4 protein-coding genes are annotated in these 2,861 nt (G+C 54.1%); 1 reads left to right on the top strand and 3 read right to left on the bottom strand.

Features of this window, described 5'->3' with window-relative positions; all coding sequences use genetic code 11:
• From hflK to K5905_RS30985, 3 genes are all read right to left on the bottom strand, one after another.
• On the bottom strand, nucleotides 1-1,103 hold a 1,103-nt coding region (gene hflK / locus K5905_RS30995), incomplete at its 3' end, for an FtsH protease activity modulator HflK (protein WP_297591567.1).
• Between the two features lie 222 nt (nucleotides 1,104-1,325).
• Nucleotides 1,326-1,802, bottom strand: coding sequence for a GNAT family N-acetyltransferase (locus K5905_RS30990; RefSeq protein WP_297591566.1), 477 nt, complete (start codon nucleotides 1,800-1,802; stop codon nucleotides 1,326-1,328).
• Between the two features lie 20 nt (nucleotides 1,803-1,822).
• Nucleotides 1,823-2,335 (bottom strand): dihydrofolate reductase, encoded by a 513-nt coding sequence (locus tag K5905_RS30985; protein ID WP_367187045.1) that lies wholly within the window; start codon nucleotides 2,333-2,335, stop codon nucleotides 1,823-1,825.
• Nucleotides 2,336-2,513: 178 nt separating this feature from the next.
• On the opposite strand from K5905_RS30985, the gene K5905_RS30980 reads away from it, so the two are divergent.
• The coding region (locus tag K5905_RS30980; RefSeq protein WP_297591565.1) for a TfoX/Sxy family protein at nucleotides 2,514-2,861 on the top strand (348 nt) is incomplete at its 3' end.

Raw genomic sequence — 2,861 nt, 5'->3', positions numbered from 1 at the left:
GATGACTCGCTGTCGATGATGATTTTGTTATTGGCACCCAAAACTTTTTCCAACGTCTCGAGATACAGACGCTCCCGGGTGACATCCGGTGCGTTTTTGTATTGTTCGTAGATCTTGGTGAAACGCTGGGACTGACCGGTTGCTTCAGCAACGGTCTGATCCCGGTAGGCGTTTGCCGCCTCCAGAACGCGAGCCGCTTCACCACGGGCTTCGGGAACGATCCGGTTGGCATAGGACTGCGCTTCGTTCTGGATACGCTCCTGATCGGCGCGCGCTGCCTGGACATCCCGGAAGGCATCAATAACCTGAGCCGGCGGATCCACCCGTTGCATCTGCACTTCTGCGATTTCGACACCAGCCTGGTAGGTGTCCAGCGTCTGTTGCATCAAGGTTGAAACGTCATTCTGGATGGACACACGATTTTCGGTCAGGATTGAATCGATGTTCGAACTCCCGACAACTTCACGCATGGCGCTTTCCGCAACAGCCTTCACGGTTGCGTCCGGATCCTGAATGTTGAACAGGTATTCCGTAATACCGTCTGTGGTGTTCTTGATGCGCCAAAGCACCTTGAAACCGACGTCGACGATATTCTCGTCACCAGTCAGCATCAGGCTTTCCTCAGGGATATCGCGTGCGCGAACGGCGCCCGAGGTGGAATAGCTTTCCTCCACACCAACGGTCGTTTCACGCTGCAGCTCGACCTTTGGCTTGTAAACTTCACCGATCGGGTAAGGCAGATTGTAATTGAAGCCAGGAGACGTCAGACCGACAACCTTGCCAAGGACAAGCTCGACGCCGCGTTCACCTTCGTCAACCGTGTAGATGCCGGTGAAGAGCCAACCGACGACACCAATACAGATGATGATGAGAATACCGGCAATGCCGAGACCACCCCCACCACCACCGGGCAGCACGGTTTTCATGCGGTCCTGGGTCCGTTTCAACAGTTCTTCAAGGTCCGGTGGATTGCCACCACCGCCGCGGTTGGGGCCACCGCCCCACGGACCGTTGTTGTTACCGCCACCGCTGCCCCAAGGGCCGCCATTGTTACCGCCACCCTTCCAGGGACCACCGCCACCTGACTGATTGCTCCAAGGCATCAAAACTTCCTTCTGTGAAATCCGGCTTTCACCGAACAAGGGCAATTGGATCACATCCAGTGCCCGTAATGACTCACCGTTGGTTATAGGGAGGTTACCGGACGCTTTCAACGAAAAGCCCAGCGCACAACCCTTGTAAAACCTATATTTTTTCCCGTGCCGCAGGTGGGGTTCAATTACGGCCGTGTCAAGGCGCCCCCAACGAAAGTCCAGCGGGCTTGGTTAATCTGCCTGTCGACCGCTCCGGATCATGTCAATATGGGGAATTCCATCTTCAATATAGACTTCAGAAACCGTCTCAAACCCTATAGAATTATAGAACTTTTCAAGATACGCCTGCGCAGAGACATGGATAGCACAGCCGCGAACGAGTTCCTCCGCCTTGTCAATTCCCGACTGCATCAAAATGTGTCCCAGTCCTGCGCCGCGTCCCTCCTGCGCGATCACGACGCGGCCAATGCGTGCCTCGTTGTTTTCCGGCGTGACAAAAAGACGTATCGCCCCAAACAGTTTTCCAGACTCTTTGTCCCAGATATGAAAATGCCAGGCAATCGGATCCTTGCCGTCGATGTCCGGGTAAAGCGAAGTCTGTTCCAGCACAAAAACATCCTGGCGCAACTTCAAAAGATCATGAACCTCGTTCGGGCCGAGTTCCTCAAATGTTGCCCATCTTGCGGTCAGTGTTTCAGGTAATTTCATAATTTGTATGCTCGGTGGTCTCAAGGCTTTCGCCTATAGGTCACATAGGTGAAATCCGCACTGTCTTTTTCCGTCCGCTCACCGGATTCGCGTCCGACCTCCTCCCATTTTGAAGGATCAATCTCGGGAAAACGAGTGTCACCGTCCGGCTCGGCGTCAACTTCGGTTATCTCCAGCCGATCAGCGAACTCGATTGCCTGGGTGTAGATCTGGCCTCCCCCCATGCAGATGATTTCGTCGACACCCAAATCACTGGCAAGAACCTTGGCCCTTTCGAAAGCAGCCGCCAACGACGTGACCGCTTCTGCCCCTTCAGGCGCATAATCTGGGTCCCGCGAAATAATGACGTGCGGACGGCCCGGCAAAGGGCGCCCTCCGAAAGACAGGAAGGTTTTGCGCCCCATGACAACCGGCTTGCCAAGCGTCATCCTTTTGAAACGCTTCAGGTCAGACGATATTTTCCAGGGCATATCATTTTCAGCCCCGATGACCCCGTTGCGCGCGACCGCAGCAAACATGACGATTTTCGGCAAGTGTCTCTCCGAATCCGGTTTTCAATTCATTTGTCGCCTCCTAGCATGGAATTGCAGAAGGTAAAAAACATGAGATCCATTTCTTTAACGCACAGGTTTTATCAGCGGCCCTGTCGGAATTGTGCACGCAAATGCGTCCTAGCAAACGCAACCGTTCATTTAAGGAGATTGCCAGACCATGTCCGATCTGATGGAAACCGTATTGATCGAGCGCACGCGCTCCCTGATTCCCGAAACGAATGTCGAACAGAAACGAATGTTCGGGTCGACCTGTTTCATGGTCAACGGCAACATGCTGGTGTGCGCTTCCAAGCGTGGCCTGATGGCGCGTGTCGGCGCCGAACAGGAAGAAAAAGCTCTTTCAAGACCCCACGCTTCCCCGTGTGAACCGGCCGGAAAGCCGATGCCGGGTTTCATCAAGATCGAACCACAAGGCATTGAATCGGAAAAAGATCTGAAAAGCTGGGTCGACATGGCTCGAGCCTATGTCTGTGCCCTTCCGCCCAAACAGGCCAAACCGAAAAAG

Origin of the sequence: Roseibium sp., from assembly GCF_025698965.1 — a bacterium.
Lineage (GTDB): Bacteria > Pseudomonadota > Alphaproteobacteria > Rhizobiales > Stappiaceae > Roseibium.
The sequence above is the reverse complement of the archived record's forward strand: the minus strand, read 5'-3'. Positions and strand labels throughout refer to the sequence as shown.